Source organism: Bacillus sp. P14.5 (assembly GCF_003316765.1).
GTDB lineage: Bacteria > Bacillota > Bacilli > Bacillales > Bacillaceae_B > Rossellomorea.
The window spans coordinates 84,613-101,286 of record NZ_NIJF01000073.1; the positions used below are offsets into that span (position 1 = coordinate 84,613).

General features: G+C 40.7%; 18 protein-coding genes and 4 pseudogenes. 19 read left to right on the plus strand and 3 right to left on the minus strand.

The features are described 5' to 3' along the window. Window positions 1-40 precede the first annotated feature (40 nt). A complete protein-coding gene (locus B9Z54_RS13045) occupies window positions 41-346 on the plus strand; it encodes a nucleotide pyrophosphohydrolase (protein ID WP_113928929.1) in 306 nt (101 codons plus the stop codon). 69 nt (window positions 347-415) lie between these two features. On the opposite strand, the pseudogene B9Z54_RS13050 reads toward B9Z54_RS13045, so the two are convergent. Further along, window positions 416-580: pseudogene (locus tag B9Z54_RS13050) on the minus strand (MerR family transcriptional regulator); the annotation flags it as partial. Window positions 581-694: 114 nt separating this feature from the next. On the opposite strand from B9Z54_RS13050, the pseudogene B9Z54_RS13055 reads away from it, so the two are divergent. The 3 genes and pseudogenes from B9Z54_RS13055 to B9Z54_RS13065 all read left to right on the plus strand — a co-directional run. After that, window positions 695-883 (plus strand): annotated as a pseudogene (locus B9Z54_RS13055) (TIGR02679 family protein); the annotation flags it as partial. A 112-nt stretch (window positions 884-995) separates the two neighbouring features. Then, window positions 996-1,529: a hypothetical protein gene (locus B9Z54_RS13060; RefSeq protein ID WP_113928815.1), complete on the plus strand. Its 534-nt coding sequence runs from the start codon at window positions 996-998 to the stop codon at window positions 1,527-1,529. 59 nt (window positions 1,530-1,588) lie between these two features. Beyond that, window positions 1,589-1,768, plus strand: a complete 180-nt coding sequence (locus B9Z54_RS13065) for a hypothetical protein (protein ID WP_240189913.1) — start codon at window positions 1,589-1,591, stop codon at window positions 1,766-1,768. A 460-nt stretch (window positions 1,769-2,228) separates the two neighbouring features. Here the strand turns inward: B9Z54_RS13065 and B9Z54_RS13070 are convergent, their stop codons facing one another. Beyond that, entirely contained in the window at window positions 2,229-2,426 is a 198-nt protein-coding gene (locus B9Z54_RS13070) for a hypothetical protein (protein ID WP_113928817.1), read from the minus strand. Between the two features lie 563 nt (window positions 2,427-2,989). Here B9Z54_RS13070 and B9Z54_RS13075 point away from each other — a divergent pair. The 5 genes and pseudogenes from B9Z54_RS13075 to mtnA all read left to right on the plus strand — a co-directional run bounded on the left by B9Z54_RS13075 (window position 2,990) and on the right by mtnA (window position 9,045). Further along, a complete protein-coding gene (locus B9Z54_RS13075) occupies window positions 2,990-4,108 on the plus strand; it encodes a sugar ABC transporter substrate-binding protein (RefSeq protein WP_113928818.1) in 1,119 nt (372 codons plus the stop codon). 126 nt (window positions 4,109-4,234) lie between these two features. Beyond that, window positions 4,235-5,718 (plus strand): annotated as a pseudogene (locus tag B9Z54_RS13080) (sugar ABC transporter ATP-binding protein). Between the two features lies 1 nt (window position 5,719). After that, a complete protein-coding gene (locus B9Z54_RS13085; RefSeq protein WP_113928819.1) occupies window positions 5,720-6,733 on the plus strand; it encodes an ABC transporter permease in 1,014 nt (337 codons plus the stop codon). A gap of 12 nt (window positions 6,734-6,745) precedes the next feature. After that, window positions 6,746-7,969: an S-methyl-5-thioribose kinase gene (gene mtnK / locus B9Z54_RS13090; RefSeq protein WP_113928820.1), complete on the plus strand. Its 1,224-nt coding sequence runs from the start codon at window positions 6,746-6,748 to the stop codon at window positions 7,967-7,969. A gap of 11 nt (window positions 7,970-7,980) precedes the next feature. Continuing rightward, on the plus strand, window positions 7,981-9,045 hold the full coding sequence (mtnA, locus tag B9Z54_RS13095; protein WP_113928821.1) for an S-methyl-5-thioribose-1-phosphate isomerase: 1,065 nt from the start codon (window positions 7,981-7,983) through the stop codon (window positions 9,043-9,045). A gap of 46 nt (window positions 9,046-9,091) precedes the next feature. Here mtnA and B9Z54_RS13100 read toward each other — a convergent pair whose 3' ends face one another. Beyond that, on the minus strand, window positions 9,092-9,853 hold the full coding sequence (locus tag B9Z54_RS13100; protein WP_113928822.1) for a DeoR/GlpR family DNA-binding transcription regulator: 762 nt from the start codon (window positions 9,851-9,853) through the stop codon (window positions 9,092-9,094). Window positions 9,854-10,160: 307 nt separating this feature from the next. On the opposite strand from B9Z54_RS13100, the gene B9Z54_RS13105 reads away from it, so the two are divergent. From B9Z54_RS13105 to B9Z54_RS13150, 10 genes and pseudogenes are all read left to right on the plus strand, one after another. Further along, entirely contained in the window at window positions 10,161-10,955 is a 795-nt protein-coding gene (locus B9Z54_RS13105) for a class II aldolase/adducin family protein (protein ID WP_113928823.1), read from the plus strand. 12 nt (window positions 10,956-10,967) lie between these two features. Beyond that, window positions 10,968-12,509: an aldehyde dehydrogenase family protein gene (locus B9Z54_RS13110; RefSeq protein ID WP_113928824.1), complete on the plus strand. Its 1,542-nt coding sequence runs from the start codon at window positions 10,968-10,970 to the stop codon at window positions 12,507-12,509. 9 nt (window positions 12,510-12,518) lie between these two features. Further along, window positions 12,519-12,842 carry a BMC domain-containing protein gene (locus B9Z54_RS13115; RefSeq protein ID WP_113928825.1) on the plus strand — a complete coding sequence of 108 codons (324 nt, stop codon included), beginning with the start codon at window positions 12,519-12,521 and terminating at the stop codon, window positions 12,840-12,842. Between the two features lie 22 nt (window positions 12,843-12,864). Next, window positions 12,865-13,152, plus strand: coding sequence for a BMC domain-containing protein (locus B9Z54_RS13120; protein ID WP_113928826.1), 288 nt, complete (start codon window positions 12,865-12,867; stop codon window positions 13,150-13,152). A 23-nt stretch (window positions 13,153-13,175) separates the two neighbouring features. After that, window positions 13,176-13,634: a BMC domain-containing protein gene (locus B9Z54_RS13125; protein ID WP_275887811.1), complete on the plus strand. Its 459-nt coding sequence runs from the start codon at window positions 13,176-13,178 to the stop codon at window positions 13,632-13,634. 2 nt (window positions 13,635-13,636) lie between these two features. Then, entirely contained in the window at window positions 13,637-13,909 is a 273-nt protein-coding gene (locus B9Z54_RS13130) for a BMC domain-containing protein (protein ID WP_113928828.1), read from the plus strand. Between the two features lie 38 nt (window positions 13,910-13,947). Beyond that, window positions 13,948-14,223 carry a BMC domain-containing protein gene (locus B9Z54_RS13135; RefSeq protein ID WP_113928829.1) on the plus strand — a complete coding sequence of 92 codons (276 nt, stop codon included), beginning with the start codon at window positions 13,948-13,950 and terminating at the stop codon, window positions 14,221-14,223. A 2-nt stretch (window positions 14,224-14,225) separates the two neighbouring features. Next, a complete protein-coding gene (locus B9Z54_RS13140) occupies window positions 14,226-14,918 on the plus strand; it encodes a phosphate propanoyltransferase (protein ID WP_113928830.1) in 693 nt (230 codons plus the stop codon). Beyond that, a complete protein-coding gene (locus B9Z54_RS13145; protein WP_113928831.1) occupies window positions 14,905-15,156 on the plus strand; it encodes a EutN/CcmL family microcompartment protein in 252 nt (83 codons plus the stop codon). Before B9Z54_RS13140 ends, B9Z54_RS13145 begins: the two co-directional genes overlap by 14 nt. A gap of 217 nt (window positions 15,157-15,373) precedes the next feature. After that, window positions 15,374-16,668: pseudogene (locus tag B9Z54_RS13150) on the plus strand (CoA-disulfide reductase). Window positions 16,669-16,674: the final 6 nt, after the last annotated feature.

A 16,674-nucleotide genomic window follows, 5' to 3' on the forward strand; every position in this document is an offset into this window, starting at 1 on the left:
AGGAACTCTGCAATTAAATAAAGAAGAGAGCAGGGGAGATATCATGCAAAACCTAACAAAAGAAATCCTAAAATTCCGAGACGACCGCGGCTGGAAGCACGACCACCGGGAAAAGGACCTGGCGATATCCATCGTCCTTGAAGCAAGTGAGCTTCTGGAGAACTTCCAATGGAAAACGAGTGAAGAGGCTGCTGCGGATACCAGACAGAATATCAAGGAAGAAATGGCGGACGTGCTAATTTATTTAGTGCAGCTGGCAGATTCACTTGATGTGGATTTAGAAGACGAGGTTTATAAGAAACTTGAGAAGAACAATGTTAAGTATCCGGTAAAGCAAGAAAGTTAATAGAGTCATGGCCTGTTCCCCGCACACGGAAGAATGTAGGTGTTTAGGGGCAGGCCCTATTTATGTGGATCAATCCTCAGTTTTCTGCGGATTCTCAGACACATAAGGAATTCCACGTTCCACAAACTCCAGAACATCCTCCGAAATCGGATAGAGCCCTGTCTCCTCGGCAGGCATTTTCCTGACTTCCCAAAACTTATCCATCAGCTCTGTATCGCCTTCGAAACTATCATTAAGTTATTTCTATTAGTTAGGGACAGGTGGGACCTTGTCCCTAATTTTTTCGTGGGATAGTTCACCTGTCCCTTTGTCCCAGTACGCAGGTTTCCGTAAGCTGTTCAATTATGGAGAATGGATGAAAAATCGTATCTTGAAGGGAGGTCAGAAGAAATAATATCTGACAAAAGGTTAAGTCAATTGAAAAAGCTCCGCCATCCTGGTTTGAACAAAGTTGCTGAAGGCATCCAACGGGAGAAAAGAGCTGGTTATCAGGAAGCGTTGGTGGAGGTGATGGTAGAAGATTTGAAGCGGGAGTAGCATTCCCATAGTGATTTTTATTTAGATTTTTCAGAATTTTTCATACCAATCAGCTTAGATTATCCTTTTTATGTTAAAATAGAATAACAATCAAAAGAAAGTGATTTGAGCTATGCTATTAGATGCAGCTACAAACAAGCCAGTTGTTTACTATTTTCGAGAAGTGGTAAAAGAAGAAATAAAGGGTAATAGGTACCTTGCCGATTCTGGCTGGGAATTTAATTGGCTTCACCCGATATCGCATGAGTTTAAGGTATTCGGGTTAGTTACAAACAATAATCCCGATTTTGTAGAAGGTCTTATTGCCTTGAAAGAAAACCCTGATGAAGACTTCCTTTGTGTAGATGTAGATATAATTGAATCTGCTCCCCAAAACAAGAAGTTTATAAAGGGTGTCCTAAACCTAGAGCGCTCACATATTAATGTGGGAAGAGTTCTCATAGCTTTTGCATGTTGGTACAGCTTAGATAAAGGGTTTGACGGGTATGTAGGTCTTACATCCAAAAACAGTAAATACCCCTTTTACTTTAATATGGGAGCTAAACAGACATTTGGGCAGCATTTTATGTTTGATAACGCTGCAGCTTCAAAACTTGTCGAACAATATTTTCCGGGAGGTGTATTATGGTGGCAGGGACCAAATTGAAATCAAGGTATATTATTAAAAGAACTCCAGGTGGGCATACTAGAACCAGGAGTGATATTATGCGCAGAAGAGATATCGAAAGATTTGATAATGCTTTTCCAGATGGTGTGTTTGCATTCCCGGCTTCCATAGATTCTCCTAAAGTGAAAATAAGAGCGTTGGACAACTATTGTAAAGAGCATGGAGTAGAACCAAAAGATTTAACGGAAGAAGAAATGAAGCCGTTTCTTGTATACTAAGAAGTCCCTACAATGATTAGGGGCTTTTTATTTTGATAGCATAGCTGTTTTGACATGCCTTACTGTGTTGATGCATTAGAAGCGCTGGGGCGTATCTCTTGCTTCCTTTTGCGTTTCAAAATAACAGGCTTATACCAGTTAAAGTGAGTAAGTAGGTACAAATGACATTGGGAGATGCGAACCATTAGTCTACGGCTAAGGTATCCAGGTAGAGAGAGAGGGAACGGGAACCGTCCCCGGTTAGCCTTTCAAAACATAATCAAGGGGGGCAGGTACGTTGATTGGAATGGGCCAAGGAACCTGTCCCATGGTTTCAAGGCAGAAAATCGATAGAAACTAAGCCTGTCTAGCGAGCCCTACAGGATGAAGATGTGGATAGTTTAAGATTCCCTTTTAAACATGTCAATATTTCAACTATGATAAAAAGCTTGGTATGTTTCCCAAGCTTTTTACCTTTCATCTAGTTATCTTTACCTTTATTAAATTCCTCATACTCTCCCCAAACTAAATAAATTATCCCTGCAATCAGCGCGAGTAAGCTGGCGTTACTAAGGGTGTCCCCAACATCAGCTTGCCACATGGCTTCACTTATATATTTAATTGAGATTAAAACTGTTGATATGGCGAAAAATGATATTCCCGCACTTCGTCTTTCCATATGTAATCACTCTCCGTAAATAATCTTTAATTGTAACCTTAAAAACTATTTCACCACTTACTGCTAAAAATCCTTGAATTTCCTTTAAATAGACCAAAATTTTGGTGAAAAGATTGCGGTAAAATATGGAATTCATAATTTTCTTCATAGAGCCAAGCTTTTTTGAAAGCTCAGATCTCATTTTTATTCCCATAACTTGTCCATCAACTCTGTATCTCCTTTGAAACTATCATTCATTGTTTTGATTGGTTAAGAGGCTATCTGACGATTTTACTGAAAAACCTCTTGCCACCAAATTTGTAATTGAGATTACTAGAAAAAATGTTTAATTATAGAAGAATGAACAAACAAAAAACAAAACGAATTTATGTACAAATACACATTAATAACTACGAAAACCAAATAAATTATTAATAATTCAAAAAAACATTGTAAGAAGATAGATTCATGTGGTAAAATCTTACCAATATGAAAGCGCTTTACAGATGATTCCTCTATCTGGGTATTAAATTGGCTAGGTACATAGATAAGTTGGAATCTAACAATATTTAGGGGGAGAGAAAATGAAAAAGAGTAGTTTTCTAAAACGTGCTGCAGTATCAGCCGTGGCAATGACTTTATTATTGACAGGCTGTTCGTCTGGAGGTTCTACAGAGCCGGCGAAAGGAAATGAAAAAGTTTCTTTTGAAAATGTACCTGAAAAGTTTGCAGATGGAAACGACATGAAAATTAAGGTGATAAGAAAAATAGGCGGTGACGACCATACTGCTCAGTTCCTTGCTGGTGCAAAATCTGAAGGGGAAGCAATGGGGTTCAAAGTTGATGTGTTTTCTGCCAATGGAGATACTGCAAAGTTCCATGATTCTATTGCTCAAGGCCTTCAAGAAGACTATGACGGTTTCATTATTTCCCATGGTGATGACGCTGCAACTGTTGAAGATGTTAAGAAGTTGACTGAAGCTGGCAAGAGTGTTGTTACTTTTGACTCTAATGGTGACTTAATGAATGTTGAAGGTGTGACGCTGACTTCACAGGATGATGAGGCACTTGCAAAATTAGCTTTAGATGAATTGGTCAAAGATACCAACGGGGAAGGAAATATTGTTTATCTTTGGGTAGATGGGTTCCCGCCAATGGTAAGGAGAAATAATTTATATAATGAAGTGCTTGATAACAACCCTGGCTTGAAAGAAGTTGAGAGGTTTGGCGTAGCTGCTGCGGATACAACTGTTCAAACTCAAAATGCTGTTTCTGCAATGTTAAATAAGCATAAAAAGGGTGAAATTGATGCGATTTTTGCAACTTGGGATGCCTTTGCGATTGGCGCAGCTCGTGCCATTAAAGAAGCTGGAAGAGAAGAAATTAAAATATACGGAATTGATGTATCAAATGCAGACCTTCAATTAATGCAGGAAGAAAATAGCCCGTGGAAGTATACAGCGGCTGTTGATCCTAAATTAATTGGTGAAATCAACATGAGAATTCTAGCTAAGAAGCTCGCGGGTGAAGAAACTCCGCAAACTTATGACCTTGAGGCGTCGGTGATTGACCAGGAAACTCTTCAATCTTCTAGTGAGCCTGTAAATATGCAAAGTCTTGCGGATATCATTGATGGATGGGGTGAATCAGAAGAGTTCAATGAAGACTGGATGAAAGTATTAAAAGATCATTACGGTAATTAATTTTTACGATTGTTGATATATAGGAAAGCACTCTTTTAAAGATCTTCTTTAAGAGAGTGTTTGCTGTATCTGGTTCAATGCAATTGTCGGAGGGTGGGGGAAACTGTGACTAAAACAATACTGGAAATGAAAAATATCACTATAGAATTTCCAGGAGTAAAGGCCTTGGATGATGTGAGCTTTTCAACGGAAACAGGTACCACGCATGCACTGATTGGTGCTAACGGGGCGGGGAAGTCGACTTTAATGAAAGTGCTTTCCGGAGCCTATAATCATTACAGTGGTGAAATATACCTTGATGGCCGCAGAATTGATATACGCTCACCAAAGGATGCCCAAAACTATGGGATTCAAATTGTGTATCAGGAAGTGGATACCGCTTTAATCCCATACCTGACAGTGGGAGAAAATATCATGCTTAATGAAACAGTAAATGATATGGGGAAAAAGCAAATCATAAGCTGGAAGGACATTCACCGTAAAGCCGGGGAAGTGCTGGAGAGCATGAATGTTAAGGTATCGACTAAGAAACTTGCAAGTGAATTAACGTTGGCTGAAAAACAAATGGTTCTGATTGCAAGATCGATTTTGAAAGACTGCAAATTCCTTATTCTTGATGAGCCTACTGCTCCTTTAAGTCATTCTGAAACAAATGAATTGTTCCGCATCGTCAGGGAGCTTAAAGAACGAAATGTAGGAGTTATATTCATTTCACATCGTTTGCCTGAGCTTTTTGATATCTGTGACGACATAACCGTCATGCGAAATGGCAAATTTGTTATTAAAGAAAAATAGCGGAAACAACGCCTAATAATGTGATTGAGCAGATGCTGGGCGAGAAGCTTCAGGATCAATTCCCAAAACACTTTGTAACGATAGGTGACACACTTCTGGAGGTAAAAGGGCTGAAGGATGAAGGGATTATCAAGGGGATTTCTTTGCATGCGAAAGCAGGAGAAGTCATTGGTATTGCTGGATTGGTGGGAGCAGGGAAGACGGAACTTTGTAAAACCCTGTTTGGGGCTAACAGGAAAACTGCCGGGGAAATCCTTCTCAAAGGAAAATCACTGCGAATCAAAAATCCTCATCAGGCTGTAACTCAGGGGATTGCACTTGTGCCAGAAGAGCGTAGAAAAGAGGGAATCCTGGTGTCGGAGCCGGTTTCCACAAACTTAAGCTCTGCCAATCTGAATAAATTTTCGAATTTTCTTAGTTTACTTGATTTTAGAACCGAAAAAAGCACTGCAAGAGAAATGATAGGAAGCCTTGGAATTAAAACGCCATCTGAAAATACTAAAGTTCAAAATCTCTCTGGGGGAAACCAGCAAAAAGTGGCAATAGGTAAATGGCTGCTGACAGATGCAGAGGTATATATATTCGATGAGCCGACAAAGGGTGTTGATGTCGGTGCGAAAAAAGATATCTTTGAATTAATTTCTGGCCTCGCCCAGAGAGGGAAAGCTGTGATTTATGCTTCTTGTGAGTTCTCAGAAATTATAGGCATTACAGACCGTGTTTATGTTGTCTATGATGGGGAAATCGCCAGGGAGTTTGAAACGAAGGCTACTAACGAAGAAGAGCTATTATTTTATTCAACAGGAGGCAAGTGAGATGAGCGTTCCAAACCCAAACCCAAATCCTGCCCAAGCTAACCCGCCAGTAAGAAGGGCATTCGACCTATTTGATTTTTTATATAAATATGGAACGATTCTTACTATTTTTGTATTGATTGCTATATTTGCGATTACCAACCCGAGTTTTATTCAGGGAAATAATATCATTAATATCCTGCGGTCAATTTCCATCGTCACAATCATTGCCATTGGGATTACAATTTCCCTTACTGTCAATGGATTCGATCTTTCTGTAGGTTCTGTTGCATCATTATCAAACGCTGTTGTGATTTCAATGTTTGTGTGGTTCTCTCAGAATACATTAATTGCGATTCTATCGGCAATTGCCGCGTCTCTTTTGGTAGGGATGCTTAACTCATTTATGATTGTAAAAATGAAGATTCCGGATATGCTGATGACATTAGCGACAATGTTCATTATCCAGGGGATTGCCTTAACCTATACTAGAGGAGCAACTGTTTCTCAGAACATGGTTATGCCTGACGGGAGTTTTTCAGAAGGAACAATAAGTCCGTTCTTTTCAAAAATCGGACAGGTTCCATGGATAATTTTGATTATGGTTATTGTTGTGTTGTTGGTGCATATTCTTTTGACTTATACAAAACATGGCCGATATATGTATGTAATCGGCGGAAATAAAGAAGCTGCCAGGCTTTCTGGTATTCCGGTGAATAAATACAAAGTTGCGGCCTATTTGCTTTCAGCATTATTTGCTTCAATAGGCGGGATTGTACTTGCATCCCGTGTTATGACTGCGGAAATTAATGCGGGAGCACCATATCTAATGGACTCTGTAGCAGCGGCATTTATCGGGTTCTCCGTCTTGGGAGCTGGTAAACCGAATGCATTAGGAACTTTTGTAGGGGCAGTGCTGATTGGAATCTTGGCGAACGGTCTGGTTATGATGTCCGTTCCGTATTATGCCATGGATATTGTAAAAGGAACCGTATTAGCTTTTGCGTTAGCGCTTACTTACTATAAACAAAGGTAAGGTGGGAAAATGATGGCTACTTTCACAACTGAGTATTTTACAATGACAGAAAATGATGCAGTAGAATATGCAAGGACCAGACTGAATTACTTTACTCACAATGCTGAGCTTTCTTGCAAGGAAATTGGCGACGGTAATCTTAATTATGTTTTTAGAGTAATAGATAATAAGAATGATAAGTCCCTCATCATTAAACAGGCGGGACCTATAGCAAGAATTTCCGATGAGTTTAAGCTTTCTCCGGATCGCAACAGGATTGAAAGCGAGATTTTGGAGCTTCAATATAAGCTGGCTCCAGGTTTTGTTCCTAAAATGTACTGCTATGATCCCATTATGAACTGTTGTGCAATGGAAGACCTTTCTGACCATGAAATCATGCGTACGGCATTGATGGACAACAAGAAGTTTCCATTGTTTGCAGACCATATCACTACTTACATGGTGAATACACTCTTGTTAACATCAGATGTTGTTATGGGGCATAAGGAAAAGAAAGATCTTGTAAAAAACTTCATGAACCCTGAACTATGCGAAATCACTGAGGATTTAGTTTATACCGAACCATTTTTTGATTGTCCTCGCAATGATGTTTTTCCATCATCGCGGGAGTATGTTCAAGAGAATATCTGGAACGACCAAAATTTACAGCTGGAAACAGCAAAACTAAAATTTGAATTCATGACAAATGCCCAGTCACTGCTTCATGGTGATCTTCATACTGGATCTATTTTTATAAAAGAAGATTCCACAAAGGTTATTGATCCAGAATTTGCTTTTTACGGTCCAGCTGGTTACGATGTCGGAAATGTAATTGCCAATCTTACTTTTGCACTGCTAAACACAAAGTACACAACCTCAGCCCCTGAAGAAAGAAACGATCAAATGGAGTACTTGCAAAACACTATAATAGATATTATAGATTTGTTTAAAGAAAAGTTTCTAACTGCTTGGGATGAAAAAGCATCTGACCGCACTGCTAAATATTTGGGATTCAAGGAACATTATTTGAATTCCATCCTTCGGGATACTGCAGCTGTTACTGGTCTTGAACTTTGCCGCCGGATTATCGGTCTTGCCCATGTTAAGGACATTACATTGATTGAGGGACAGGAAAAGCGCGCTGCAGCAGAAAAAGAATGCCTTACAGCCGGAAAAAGATTTATATTGGAGAGAGAAACACTTAAAACGGGTGAAGACTTTATAAAAGTTCTTAAGGAAAGTATTGAGAAAATCTAGGAGGTTAGCAAATGGAAAAGCCAGTGGATGTAATAAGATCGGTTAGGCTTGATGATGAACGGAATAGGCTGATCTTGTTGGATCAGACCCTATTACCGAATGAAAAGTTATTTCTTGAATTAGAGAATCTGGAAGATATTTGGGAAGCGATCTATTATTTAAAGGTGCGGGGTGCGCCTGCAATTGGGATTGCGGCGGCTTACGGAGTATATCTGGGAACAAAAATGTCACAAGCAGCTACAGTTGAAGAACTATACGAGGATTTCAAAAAAGCAAAGGACTACCTGGCTTCTTCTCGGCCGACTGCAGTAAACCTCTTTTGGGCACTTGAAAGGATGGAATCCCGCTTCAAAAAAGAAGAAGGCAAAACTGTTTCAGAAGTGAAGTCTGCACTGAGAGAAGAGTCCGAAATGATTCGGGAAGAAGATGAAAAGGTATGCGAGTCAATAGGTAAGTATGCGTTGTCGGTGCTTGAACCGGGAATGGGAATTTTAACTCACTGTAATGCAGGTACAATAGCTACTGCTAAGTATGGCACTGCTCTTGCTCCGATTTACCTTGGTGAGGAAAAGGGATATGATTTTAAGGTTTTTGCTGATGAAACAAGACCGCTGCTTCAAGGAGCTCGTTTGACTGCTTGGGAATTGAAAGAGGCAGGGGTAGATGTCACTTTGATCTGTGATAATATGGCTTCCATCGTTATGAAGGAAGGGAAAATACAGGCTGTACTAGTTGGCTGTGATAGAGTTGCAGCTAATGGGGACTCTGCCAATAAAATTGGAACATCAGGCGTAGCTATTCTTGCTAAACACTATAATATACCTTTCTATGTTTGTGCACCGTTGTCTACTGTTGATCTGGAGTGCAAAACGGGTGATGATATCCATATTGAACTAAGGTCTTCTGAGGAAGTTACGTCTCAATGGTATGAAAAGCCGATGGGCCCAAAGGAAGTACAGACATACAACCCTGCATTTGACGTGACAGATCATGAACTGATTACCGGAATCGTTACTGAAAATGGAATTGCATATGCTCCTTATACGGAAAGCCTTCCGAAAATGTTCAAAAAATAAGTTGTAAGCGAATGAGGAAAGCCGGCAATTAATATGCCGGCTTTTGTTATTCGCATTCCACTAGCTCTACTCCTTTTTCATGAAGAAAGCTATGCCATTCAGGTGATAATTTTTCATCAACAATTATGGTATTTACATCTTCGAAGCTGCAGATGCGTGTGAATGAGGTCTTATCGAATTTTGTATAATCTGCAATCAAGAAAGTCTTATTCGCATGTTTAGCAGCGATTTTCCTTATGACAGCTTGCTGTTCATTTGAATCTGTAATGCTGTGCTGCCTGCTGACGGAACGGCATGAAATAAAGGCGCTGTCAAAAAAGTAATGCTCCATGTTGATCTCTGCTGTTCTCCCAAGATTTGACTGAGTTGAGCTGGATAAAGTGCCTCCGATAATGACTAGTTTAATGTTTGGATTGTTCATTAAGGTTGTCACGACTTTAATGGAATTTGTCACTACGGTCAATTTTAGATCTGTCAGTATACTGGCGATCACGAGAGAAGTGGTAGATGCATCCAGAAATATAGAGTCACCGCTTTTTATATAAGATTGGGCCTTAGCAGCAATTTTCTTTTTGCCTTCAACATGAATGAATTCTCGCAAATTAACATCGACGTCATTTTGAACTCCGTCTGATATATATGCTCCTCCATAAGTGCGGGTCAGAAAACCTTCATCCTCGAGTTGTTTTAAATCCCGGCGGATGGTTTCTTCAGTGACGTTGAACATTTTGTTCAATTCGGCGACAGTAACACTTTTCTTTTCAATGATCAATTCTTTGATTTTTGATTTTCGTTTTATATGTAACATGAGTGGACTCCTTGCTTCCTTATATTTATTTTGAATTATACCACTTTTGGTTGGTTTTATATAATCAAGTTATACTCTTAAGGCCGGTCTTGGTATTTTATAAGAAGATTGATAGTTAGTTGAAAGAGATTGTTAGTGTTGTTTTGTGTTTGTTTGTATTGTTTTCGTTGCAAAAATTGGTAGAAAACTCAAAAAAACATTGACAAAAATAATATAAAGTAAGAAACTTGAATTACTTAATATGGTTTTATTTATTTTCGTGTTGATTTAAACCCTATTTCAGAAGAAATGTCAGGAGTTGAAATAAATGGCTTCCACTAAATACTTGTCTGATTTTGAGGCAAAAAAGCAAATATGTGAAATTGGCAGAAGAGTTTATAATAAGAATTTTGTTGCTGCCAACGATGGAAATATCTCAGTGAAGGTGGGACCTCAGACAATCTGGACAACACCTACTGGTGTAAGCAAAGGTTTCATGACACCTGATATGATGGTGAAAATGGACCTTTCAGGAAAAATATTGTCAGGAAAACTTAAACCCTCGTCAGAAGTGAAAATGCACTTGCGTGTATATCAAGAAAATCCAGATGTAAATTCTGTTGTGCATGCTCACCCGCCTGTTGCAACATCGTTTGCTATTGCCGGCATTAGTCTCGATAAGCCGGTTTCTCCTGAAGCAGTTGTCATTTTAGGGACTGTACCGGTGGCTCCATATGCCACGCCTGGGACACAGGAAGTTCCGGATTCTATTGCTCCGTTCTGCAAAGATTACAATGCTGTCCTTCTAGCTAATCATGGAGCTTTAACGTGGGGGAGTGATCTCATCCAAGCCTATTACAGGATGGAATCACTGGAACATTATGCGCTTATGCTCATGTACTCCAACAATATTATCAATAAAGCCAATGAGTTAAGCTGTACTCAAATATCTGATCTAATCGACATTAGAAGTAAGATGGGGATAAAAACGGGAGGTATCCCGACATGTGATCCCGGAACAAATCACACTGAAAAGAAAGAAACAGTTCAGGACAGCAGTCTGCTGATTGAAAGCATTGTCAAAAAAGTGACAGAAGATGTATTGAAAAAATATATCAAGTAAGGAGGAAGCAGTTTGAGTACCCGAATTTCTGAACAGGATATAGAAAAAATCGTTCAATCTGTATTATCCAACGTTAAAACTGTTATAAAAGAAATGCCTGAACATTCTTCCGAAAAGCTTGAAGCGGGCCCCATTAAGATGAAACAAGCTGTACACCCATATCAGAGGACGGACAGCTCTCTATTAGAAGGAGATTGCGGTGTATATCATCGAATGGAAGATGCAATTGAAGCAGGCCACAAGGCACAATTGGATTTTATGAGGGGCTTTCAGTTAAAAGAGAGAGAAACCATCTTGTCGGAGATGCGTAAGGCGGTATTGGAAGAAAAGAAACAACTCGCAACAATGGTCTATGAAGAAACTAAACTGGGGAATGTCGCAGATAAAATAGCCAAGCATGAGTTGACAGCTTTACATACACCCGGGACCGAAATCCTAAAAACAGAAGCTTTTTCTGGTGACGATGGTTTAACAATTGTAGAAGAAGCCCCTTTCGGATTGATTGGTGCAGTCACGCCAGTTACAAACCCGACCGAAACAATTCTTAATAACTCGATCGGAATGCTTGCAGCAGGGAATGCTGTTGTATTTAATGTGCATCCTTCCTCTAAAAAATCTTGCGCCTTTTTGGTCCGCTTATTGAACAAGGTGATTATGGATGCTGGGGGCCCTGGAAATTTGATTACAATGGTGGAGAATCCATCCTTGGATACGATGCAGCAGTTGATAGACAGTCCGAAGGTGAAAATGCTGGTAGGAACAGGAGGGCCCGGCCTAGTAAAAACCCTTCTGAAGTCAGGGAAGAAAGCAATAGGAGCAGGGGCGGGAAACCCGCCGGTTGTTGTAGACAATACAGCTGATTTGGAAAATGCAGCAAAAGCAATTATTGAGGGAGCCTCTTTTGACAATAACATTCTATGCATTGCGGAAAAAGAGGTTTTTGTACTGGAATCTGCTGCTGATGATTTGATTTTTCATATGTTAAACAACGGTGCATATATGCTTGATCAGCACCAATTGAAAAAGGTAATGAGCTTTGCGCTTGAGGAAAATGAGAAGCAGGAAGCGAAAGGATGCTCGCTTGATAACAAGCGTGAATACCATGTCGCAAAAAAATGGGTAGGACAGGCAGCGGGCGAATTTCTGAGGGAATTAGGGGTGGCTTCTGAAACAGGAGTTAAGCTGCTGATTTGCGATGTGGATTTCGACCACCCATTTGTCCAACTGGAACAGATGATGCCAATCCTTCCTATTGTTAGAGTAAAGACGCTTGATGAAGCAATTGATTTGGCTGTGAAGGCAGAGCACGGAAATCGCCATACGGCAATTATGCATTCGAAGAACGTTGATCATTTGACTCGTTTTGCAAGAGCTGTTGAAACGACCATTTTTGTGAAAAATGCTTCTTCCCTTGCTGGAGTGGGTTATGGAGGAGAAGGATTTACTACCATGACAATTGCCGGGCCGACTGGAGAAGGAATTACTTCTGCTAAGACTTTTACAAGACAACGGCGCTGTGTACTGGCAGAAGGCGGATTTAGAATAATAGGGTAGGTGATGAGGATGGGTACTGCAATAGGATTATTAGAAGTACAAGGTTTCAGCACCGCACTTGCTGCAATGGACAAAGCTTGTAAAGCGGCACATGTGAAGATTGAAGGAATTGATTGCAACAATCCGGCTGCCGGAGAAAATGCCCGGATTCCAGTCGTAATTCAAGTTAAGATTACTGGAAATATGTCAGAGGTCCAAGTTGCCCTTGACGCTGCTAAAGATGAAGCGGCAAGGTATATAGACCATTCAGATATATCGGTGCATCTCATCACATCATCAATGAAAGGCATTGAGAAGCTTCTTCCATTGGGAAAGGTTAAGGTTAAGACTTAAGTTGGAGCAGAGGTGAGACGGGGTGAAATACTCAATAGGATTGATCGAGACAGCTGGATTTGTAACCGCTTTAGCATGTGCTGACAGGATGATCAAATCGGCATATATTGAGATTCACAGCATTAACAAAGTTGGTTCTGGCATGATTACCGTCATAATTAAAGGTGATCTGGCATCTGTCCAACATGCCATTGAAATTGGCCGGGAAGTTGCAGGGGAATATGGAGAACTGATAGCTTCGCGAGTCATACCCAGACCTTATGAAGGGCTGGAGAAGCTTACAGCTACCGCTGAAGGTGGTGAACAATAATTAAATACGAAGCGATAGGCGTAATTGAAACTCAATACTTTGCCATTGCAACCGAGATTTTGGACGCTGTTTGCAAAGGAGCGAACGTAGAGTTCCTGTCATCAGAAAAATATCTCGGTGGCAGGCTTGTTAGTTTAATCATTGGCGGCAGCGTTACTGATATAAGGTCAGCCATAGAAATAGCCGAACACATTGGTCGAAACAAGCAAGGAAATCCACTGAAAATGGCTTTGGCGATCACTAATCCACATGAAGAAATTATGAAGTATATCCTTCCTGAAAGACAGGATGCTTCTAATACAATGGAAATAATTATTGCAGACAAAGAATCTCTAGAATTTCAAGAAGATGATAGGGTTGAAACAGAGTCTGCTCAAATAATTGAAGGCATCATAGAATTATCAGAATCAGACAGCGGCAATACAGATAAAACTCAAAATATAGGTGTTGTTTTAGAAAGTAATATTAATGAGGAGGAATAACAATGAATGAATCAATCGGCATAATTGAAACTAGAGGTCTAACGGCAGCTATCGAGGCAGCAGACGCTATGTTAAAGGCAGCAAACGTAGAAATCGCAGGCAGCGAGAAAATCGGTTCCGGTTTGGTATCGGTTATTGTTAAAGGAGATGTTGGCGCTGTCAAAGCAGCAACAGAAGTTGGTGCCGAAGCAGCTCAGCGGGTAGGAGAGTTAGTCGCAGTACACGTGATTCCTAGACCTCATGGCGATATAACTAAGCTTCTTCCAAACTCATAAACTTCACAAAAAAATATTTATATCAGGAGGAAAAGAACATGAACGGATCATTGGGAATGATTGAAACAAGAGGACTGACAGCTGCTATTGAAGCAGCCGATGCAATGCTTAAAGCCGCAAATGTAGAAATTGTGGGCAGTGAAAAAATTGGATCTGGCCTGGTGTCGGTCATCGTTTCAGGTGAAGTTGGAGCTGTAAAGGCAGCAACGGAAGTAGGGGCGGAAGCAGCCCAGCGCGTAGGAGAACTAGTGGCAGTACACGTTATCCCAAGGCCGCATGGTGATGTAGCCAAACTAATGACTGGATTGAAATAAAGATGAATCCTGTAGATCAATCAAATCTCTTGATTGAGATTACGAGATCGGTAGTTGAAGAGTTACAGAAAAACAATCTGCTAGAGGCGGGATCCGTAAAGGAGTTTGTTCCCGTCAGTGTCTCTGCCCGGCATGTACACCTACAGCCAGAACATATTGGCATCTTGTTCGGTGAAGGATACAGCCTTACAAAGCTGAAGGAAATATCTCAGCCAAGACAGTACGCCTGCAATGAACAAGTGACAATCGAAGGTCCAAGAGGCAGAATCGAAAGGGTTCGTATTCTAGGCCCTGTTCGCAATCAGACCCAAGTAGAAATATCAAGAACAGATGCAAGGAAGATGGGTCTCAATCCGCCAGTCCGCAGTTCAGGAAACTTAAAGGGTTCTTCCCCCATAACGATTATTGGACCTGAAGGGAGAATTTCTTTAGAAGAGGGCTGCATTATTGCGGATCGGCATATTCATATGACTCCGGAAGATGCCGCCTGCTTCGGGGTGAAAGATCAGCAAAAGGTTTCAGTGGGTGTCGAAGGGGAAAAAGGTGGAATCATGATGCAGGTGACCATTCGGGTCAGAGAGAATTATGCCCTGGATATGCATATAGATACAGACGATGCCAATGCATTCGGACTAGCAGGGAATGAAACTCTAAAAATAATTCCCTCAAAGGGGGATCGGCATGATTATAGGTAGAGTTGTCAGCAGTATTGTTTCAACAAGGAAATACCCAGAACTTCAAGGGTTCAAACTGCTTTTAATTCAGCCGTATTATGGTGGAAAAGAGGAATGTTTTGTAGCGGCTGATGAAATTGGGGCAGGAGAAGGAGAGCTTGTCCTTGTTTCAACGGGGTATGTAGTAGAGCACGGGCTAAGTAAGAAAGCGCCGGTTGATTCTATTGTAGTAGGGATTGTGGATCACGAACCTTTGTAATCCCCTATTTTGCTAATAGAAAAGAATTGGAAGAAATTTCGTACCATTCCTAGTAACGCCAGCAATCTCACACAGTCATGAGCGAGGAGGCTTGCCAGGTCGTCCGAGAAAAGAGAGGAAACCCCTCTCTTTTCTATAAAACTAATATTCCCCAAAAAATTAACTTCAGGAGAAATGGTATATGAAGCTAATCGTTATTGGAGGAGTTGCCGCAGGAATGTCGGCAGCTTCTAAACTAAAAAGAATGGACAAGGATGCACAAATCACCGTTTACGAAAGAGGCGGCTTTCTATCTTATGGAGCTTGCGGACTCCCGTATTATGTCTCTGGTGAAAACGATGATTATACGAAAATGATTGCCCGGACAAAGGAGCAATTTGAAGAGCAGGGCATGGACATTTTCTTAAAGCATGAAGTGGTCAAGGTGGTTCCAGAAAAAAACAGGTGATGATTAGGGATTTGGAAAACAAGAGTATGTTCCTGGATAGCTATGATAAATTAATGGTTGCCACCGGTACTTTTCCCATTGTCCCTCCATTCAGCGGCAGAGAGCTTAACAATATCCATGTTCTGAAGACACTTGAAGATGGAATACGATTAAAGGATATTGCAGCCAAACCTGATATAAAAAATGTAGTCATTGTCGGAGGAGGCTACATTGGCATTGAAATGGCAGAAGCAATGGGGCACCTGGGGAAGAATATCCGGGTCATCGAATTATCCGACAGAATTATGCGTACATTTGACAAGGAAATCACCGATATTGCTGAAGCGGAACTTCTTCAAAAGGGAGTAAAACTGAACCTTAATGAAAAGGTCCAGGGTTTCATTGGCGAAAGTAAAGTGGAAGCTGTGCAGACGGATCAAGATGTTTACCCGGCGGACTTAGTTCTTTTATCCCTTGGAGTTAAGCCTTCTACGGGATTTTTAGAGGGGTCGGGAATTGCGCTTGCTGAGAATGGTGCAGTTATCACTGATAGAGAAATGCGAACCAGTGTGGAAGATATTTATTCAGCAGGGGATTGTTCGTTGGTATATAACAATGTAATGGAAGAAAATAGTTATATTCCACTCGGCACCAATGCCAATAAATGTGGGAGGATAGCTGGAGCAAATATCGCTGGAAATCACGTTAAATATGTTGGTACCCTTGGAAGCGCAGCTATAAAGATATTTGACCTGGAAATGGGCCGCACTGGAATGACGGAAGATGACGCAAGAAAGTTAAACATTGATTATACTACTGTTTTTGTGAAAAGTTCGGATCATCCGGGCTACTACCCTAATCAAACCCCCATATGGATAAAGTTGATTTGCGAGAAAAGAACACGAAGAATTTTAGGCGCTCAGGCAGTCGGCCATAAAGGAGCAGTTTTAAGAATAGATATTTTTGCTGTGGCAATCCATGCAAAAATGACGGCAGACGAACTAGGTATGGCGGACCTTTGCTATGCTCCCCCTTTTGCTGGTGTATGGGATGCGGTACATATTGCCTGCAATGCAGTAAAGTGATGGTGG